Origin of the sequence: Caballeronia sp., assembly GCF_049581465.1 — a bacterium.
GTDB lineage: Bacteria > Pseudomonadota > Gammaproteobacteria > Burkholderiales > Burkholderiaceae > Caballeronia.
The window spans coordinates 1-6,366 of sequence record NZ_JBAUSA010000462.1; the positions used below are offsets into that span (position 1 = coordinate 1).

General features: G+C 60.3%; 5 protein-coding genes. 4 read left to right on the forward strand and 1 reads right to left on the reverse strand.

What is annotated here, in order from left to right:
- The 4 genes from WCA53_RS11440 to WCA53_RS11455 form a co-directional block, all read left to right on the forward strand.
- A partial coding sequence (locus WCA53_RS11440; protein WP_423909450.1) for a hypothetical protein occupies positions 1–354 on the forward strand: 354 nt, incomplete at its 5' end.
- 311 nt (positions 355–665) lie between these two features.
- Positions 666–2,270 carry an MFS transporter gene (locus WCA53_RS11445; RefSeq protein WP_423909453.1) on the forward strand — a complete coding sequence of 535 codons (1,605 nt, stop codon included), beginning with the start codon at positions 666–668 and terminating at the stop codon, positions 2,268–2,270.
- A gap of 102 nt (positions 2,271–2,372) precedes the next feature.
- Positions 2,373–4,094: a ubiquinone-dependent pyruvate dehydrogenase gene (gene poxB, locus WCA53_RS11450; protein ID WP_423909456.1), complete on the forward strand. Its 1,722-nt coding sequence runs from the start codon at positions 2,373–2,375 to the stop codon at positions 4,092–4,094.
- Positions 4,095–4,482: 388 nt separating this feature from the next.
- The gene (locus WCA53_RS11455) at positions 4,483–4,944 is read left to right on the forward strand and encodes an EF-hand domain-containing protein (RefSeq protein WP_423909459.1); all 462 of its coding nucleotides are present in this window, start codon (positions 4,483–4,485) and stop codon (positions 4,942–4,944) included.
- A gap of 35 nt (positions 4,945–4,979) precedes the next feature.
- Here the strand turns inward: WCA53_RS11455 and WCA53_RS11460 are convergent.
- On the reverse strand, positions 4,980–6,366 hold a 1,387-nt coding region (locus WCA53_RS11460), incomplete at its 5' end, for an ATP-binding protein (RefSeq protein WP_423909464.1).

Sequence of the window (6,366 nt, forward strand, 5' to 3'; positions counted from 1 at the left end):
GTACCCCGCCTCGGGACGCTCACGCAATACGTGATCGCCTTTACGGCGATCTGGTCGCTATGCGAGTTGCCTGTAGAAGTGATGGTTAGTCAAACGGCACTTGACGGCGCAGCGTGTATTACAGGGAAATTGATCTGGCTGGCTTTGTCACTCTGGGCGTTGTCCGGCAGCCGGCCCGCGAAGACTACCTTCGCCTTTTGCTGCGCAGCCAGTGCAATGGCCATCGCTTTTGGTTTGCAGGCAGAGCAACAATTTTTCCCCCTCGGATTTTTCTTGTCGGGAGTCGAGTGCGTGTTGAAGGCTGCAGCGTTCCTCTTGATCGTCGCGTCGCCCGGCCGGCAAGCTGCCAATTAGTCCCGCCCTTCGCCGCTAATCGCAATGGCGGCGTGATGTTTCATTCTCCTGTCCCGTCTGTCACTAGCGATCGCCTACAAGCAATCTGCTCACCATCGCCCGCCACGCCCCGCTCATACAAAGGTATGAGCGGGGCGTCTGTTTGTCTGGCCGTATCAACCGTTTGTAGGCTGGTGACGAAGCTCGCGTTGCATTAACGTTGCTTTAACGTCACCTTAGCTTCGAGTCACGCGCGGCGGTGCCCACGCCCTAGCCGCAACTCCGGCTCCTGACACCCCTTGACACCCCTTGACACCCCGTTGGAGCATACCGTGACACCGAGCGTCACCACGCATGACCCACGTAGACAGTTGCTGCCATTTCGCGAGTCGTTGTTGGCCATGCTGGGTGTCGCGTTCGCTGCGATGCTGGTCGCCCTCGACCAGACCATTGTCGGCACCGCGCTGCCGCAGATCGTGGCGGAACTCAAGGGGTTCGATCTGTACGCATGGGTCGCCACATCCTACATGCTGGCATCGGTGATTACGATCCCGATATTTGGCCGGCTAGGCGATATTTTCGGGCGCAAGCCGTTCCTGCTCGCGGCGATCCTCCTCTTCACCATCGCTTCGGTGTTGTGCGGCATGGCGACTACCATGCTGGTCCTCGTGATTGCACGGGGCTTGCAGGGGATCGGTGGCGGCATCCTGATCGGCACGGTCTTCGCGACTGTCGCGGACTTGTTCCCGGACCCCAAACTGCGACTGCGCTGGCTGGTATTCGTCACGTCCGCGTTCGCCGTCTCCAACATGGTCGGGCCGATGCTCGGCGGCACCCTGACTCAGTACGGCGGCTGGCGTCTGGTGTTCTTTGTCAATGTCCCGGTGGGCATCGTGTCACTGATATTCGTGCAGTGTTTCTTGCCGCACCTGCGTCACCCGCGCAAGGCCGGTCGGGTACGCCTTGACTGGGTGGGCGCGTTAGTGCTTGCGCTCACGTTCGGCGCGCTGCAATTAGTGATCGAGTTGTTTCCGAAGGAAGGCCTCAGCACGTTGACAGTCGGCCTGGGCGCGCTGACCGTGGGTTGCTGTCTGGCGCTGTGGTTCTGGGAAAAAAGAATGGGCGACCCGATCGTGCCGTTTGACATGTTGCTGGACCGCAAGCTGGCTGCGCTCTTTGCAATGTCAATGCTGGGCGGCTTCGCGCTTTTCTCGCTGGTCTTCTACGTCCCGCTCCTGTTCCAGGGCGGCTATGCAATGTCTGCGCACTCTTCTGGCGTGCTGATCACTCCGCTCCTGCTTGGCACGACGGTAGGCAGCTTCGTGAACAACCGGATCGTCACGCGGGTCCGGCGGGCGAACGGCATCATGTATGTGGGCTTCGCGCTGTTCGCGATCGCCTGTCTCTGCCTGGTCGCCCTGAGAGGGATGGAGCCTCATGTCGTCTGGATGTCGTGCATGGGGGTGAGCGGAATAGGGCTCGGCCTGGTGGCCGCCAACCTGACGATTTTCTCGCAGCAGATCGTCGCTCGGGAGCATCTTGGCGCCGCTACCGCGTTGCTGCAATCGCTTCGAACATTCGGCGGGATGCTAGGCACCGTGATGACCGGTGCGTTGCTCGGGCATCTCTATACGCGTGGCGTGCACCGTTCCCTTGATTCCTATCAGGCGACGCAGTGGTTCAGGTCCTTCGAAAGCCCACAGTTGTTGATCGACCGTGCAGAGCAGGCGGCGTTGATCAATCGCCTGGTCAGCGCGGGTCGCACCGCCGACGCGATGATGATGATGAAGTCGGCACGCCATGCGCTGGTCGAATCGATTCACGTGGGCCTTGCACTGGCAGCGGGCGCAGCGATCATCGGGCTGTTCCTCGCGTGGTTTGTCCCGCCGGTTGGAGTCAATCAGTCGGACTCCGAATCGTCTCAGGTTTTGCCGTGAATTCAAGAAACCGTGCCTGATGCGGCCGGGCCATTACTACGGATCGAGCCGGCGCCGTTTGGATTTGAAACACATCACTATTTTCCCCTTTAGGAGCGAACCATGGGCAAACAAACCATCGCCGATTATCTGGCAAGAACGCTTGCAGCCGCAGGCGTCGAGCGAATCTGGGGCGTAACGGGCGACAGTTTGAACGGACTGGCATTCAGCCTGGACCAGGTCGGATCGACCCGCTGGATGCACACTCGTCACGAGGAGAGTGCCGCGTTCGCGGCGGGCGCCGATGCTGCGTCGACAGGGCGGCTTGCCGTCTGTGCGGGCAGTTGCGGCCCGGGCAATCTTCACCTGATCAACGGACTGTTCGACTGCCATCGAAATCATCAGCCCGTGCTCGCGATTGCGGCGCACATTCCGTCGACGGAAATCGGGCTTGGCTATTTCCAGGAGACGCATCCTCAGGAGCTCTTCAGGGAATGCAGTCATTTTGCCGAACTCGTGACGAATGCCCAGCAGTTTCCGCGTGTGCTCGCGCGCGCGATGCGCACGGCCATCGAGGAGCGCGGCGTCGCCGTCATCGTGTTGCCGGGAGACGTTGCGTTGAGCGAGGGTCCCGAGGAAATCGCGAGCTGGACTGAATCGGCGCCGTCGTCAATTGTCCCCGCGGACGCGGATCTCGACCGGCTGGCGGATTTGCTGAACACATCGAAAGGCGTCACGCTGTTGTGCGGAAGCGGTACGGAGGGCGCGCATGACGAAGTCGTTGCGCTGGCCGATATGCTCGGCGCACCCGTGGTCCACGCGCTGCGCGGCAAACAGTTCGTTGAATGGGACAACCCCTTTGACGTCGGCATGACCGGCCTGATTGGCTTCAGCTCGGGCTATCACGCCATGCAATCGTGCGACACGCTGCTCATGCTGGGCACGGACTTTCCGTATCGCCCGTTCTATCCGAGCAACGCGAAGATCGTGCAGATCGACTGGAAGGGTTCGCAGCTCGGCCACCGTGCGCCACTTACGCTCGGGCTGGTGGGAACGCTCAAGGATACGATCAAGGCGGTTCTATCGCGTTTGCAGCGCAAGGGCGATCGCAGTTTTCTGGAAAACGCCCGCAAGCATTATGTGTCGGCAAGAAAAGGGCTTGACGATCTCGCTGTTCCATCCGGCCCTGGCAGGCCTATTCATCCGCAATATTTGACCAAGCTGATCGACGAAGCGGCCAGCGAAGATGCGATTTTCACGGCGGACGTCGGGACGCCGACACTCTGGGCGGCGCGATACCTGACCATGAACGGCAAGCGTCAGTTGCACGGTTCATTCAATCATGGATCCATGGCCAACGCGATGCCGCAGGCGCTCGGCGCGCAAGGCGCCCACCCGGACCGGCAGGTCATCTCCCTGTCCGGCGATGGCGGCCTGTCCATGCTCCTTGGCGATCTTTTGACAGCGCGGCAACTTGAATTGCCGATCAAGGTTGTCGTTTATAACAATAGCCTGCTTGGTTTCGTGTCCATGGAATTGAAGGCTTCCGGATATCTGGACACCAACGTGGATCTGAGCAAGACGAATTTTGCTGCGATTGCCAAGGCCGCGGGGATTTTCAGCATCAGGGTTGAGGAGTCGGAAGACATTCCCGCGGCGTTGGAAGCTGCCCTCGCACACCCGGGGCCCGCGCTTGTGGACGTGGTGACGTCAAAGCATGAACTTGCCATGCCGCCCAAGATCGAGTTTGCGCAAGCCAAAGGATTCAGCTTGTATATGCTTCGCGCCATCCTGAACGGGCGCGGCGATGAAATCATTGATCTGGCGAGGACGAACCTGCGGTAGGGGGCGGGGTGGTTCCGCTAGCAGAACCGCCCAAAGCACCGCGCTCCGAGCGCGCGCAGACTGCATCTCAATCAACGACAGTTGCTCATCAATATCGATAACTGTTGCTTATGCGGCAACGATGCGTGACCTAAGTTGCTCTTGCTGGATTGGTTGAACTCAGCGAGCATCGTCGCGCGTAATCAATCCCGGATGTGGGACATCCGAATCCACCAGAGAGTTGAACATGTCTGTTTCCGCTATTGCGAATATCAACGGGGCGGCTTCTGCGCAAGCAGATGCGCAATCCCAGTCGTCTAACGCTTCCGCACCGAACAGCGCAGCCAGTATCACGGCCGTGCCCCAGGCGACGGCAGAAACGGCCGAGTCCGAGTCGTCGACGCAAGTCGTGCTCAGCGCCAATGCGCAGGTTCTTGCAAGGTTTAACGCGGACGGAATCACCGTGGGTGAGGTCAGTCTTGCTTCACTAAACCTGCCGTCTCCATCGGCTCCTGACTACATGGAATTGGCAATGCAAGCGACTGCGCGTTTGGGCCCACCTACGAATAGCAAGGGGCAGGACGACGGCGCCATTTCGCAGTCATCCTTCGAAGCAGTGATCAAGCAGTTTGGCGGGAAAAAGGCTCAAGCAGACCAGCTTTTTGCCGCGCTCGACACGGACGGCAGCGGTTCGATATCCAATTCGGAACTGCTGACCGGCATGTCCAACACTGGCAGCGACCCTGCTAGTTCATCATCGCAAGCGCTCTTGAAACTGATGGACACCGACGGTGGCGGCACCGTCAACACCGTCGAATTCAGCAGTTTTGAAGGGGCGATGGTGGCGGCGGAAAAAGCGCCTGCGCAATAGGGCGGGCTGCCGTGTTGTAGTTGGCTTCGGCTGCCTCAACCAACAGAGTCAACCGCCGGAAGCGTGAAATAGAACCGGGCGCCGCCATGAGCGGAGTCATTGTCCGCCGCGATGCGCCCGCCGTGCGCTTCTATAATCGAGCGACAGATTGGCAGACCCATGCCCATGCCATCTTGCTTGGTCGTGAAGAAGCTATCGAACAGTTGGTCGAAATGCTCATGGACGATGCCCGGGCCGCTGTCCTCGACGGCGCAGCGCAGTGTGACGGCATGCGGCACGGCGGTCCGGATGGTGATCCTGCGCTCCGTGCTTCCCGCTTGCTCCATGGCCTGGATGGCGTTGACGACGAGGTTGACAATCACTTGCTGGAACTGGACGCGGTCAGCAAGCACCTTCGGCATGCCCGGAGCGAGATGGCGCAATACCGTGACGCCGCGCGACTGGATTTCGTGGTGGAGAAACACAAGCGCACCATCAATGAGCTCGTCAAGCGACGCGAGCGTATGTTCGGGCGCTTGCCGAACCGCCATCGCGCGAACGCGGCCGACAATGTCTGCGGCACGTCGCGCATCGGCAATGATGCGCGTGTTCGATTCGCGCACCTCCGCCACGTTGGGCACCGGCCGGTCGAGCCAGCGTAGCCCGGCTTCGCCATTCGTAGCGATAGCGGCAAGCGGCTGGTTCAGCTCGTGGGCAATCGACGCGGTCAGCTCGCCCAGCATCGAGATGCGCGCGGCGTGTGCAAAGTCCGCCTGCAGCCGCTGAAGCATTTCCTGTGCATGAATGCGCTCGGTCAGGTCGACCAGACTGATTAGCGCGATGCCTAGATCGTCAGCCATCCGCGGGCGGGCCACGGTGAACAGTACATCGATAATCCGCCCGTCGAGAGTCGGAAGCTTCGTCGTTTCCTGGAAGAGCTCTTCGCCGCAATACCTGCTTTCCAGGATGCGTCGAAACGTGCCGGGGCTCTCGCGCCAGACCCAGGTCACCGGGCCGAGCAACTCGCTTCGGTCTTGCGCCCCGAACATCTGCACTGCGTAATTATTGACCTCTTCAACGACCAACACCTCTTCCGCGCGGCGCAGCCAGTCGGGATGATCATCGATATAGACCGACAGATCCTCCACACCTTGCGCCCGCAGGTCCGTCAACATAGCAATCAGGGGCTGAGCTTCGGTCTGCCACAGGGCGACCGGCATATCGCGAAAGAGACTACGGTAGCGATGCTCGCTGTGCGCAAGCGCCGCGTGGGCCTGCTTGCGCACGGTGATATCCATTATTGCACCCACACAATGCAATGGATCGGGCTCATCCGTTACAACGTGGGCCACGACGTGAAGGTGCTTGATCGATCCGTCGGGCATCAGCAGCCGATGCTCGACATCGAATCCCTGCTGGTCGTTCGCGGCGCGATCGATCACC

What these genes read in the sequence shown, in the direction of transcription:
- poxB (WP_423909456.1), top strand. Translation starts at nt 2,373, where the DNA reads ATGGGCAAACAAACCATCGCCGATTATCTGGCAAGAACGCTTGCAGCC.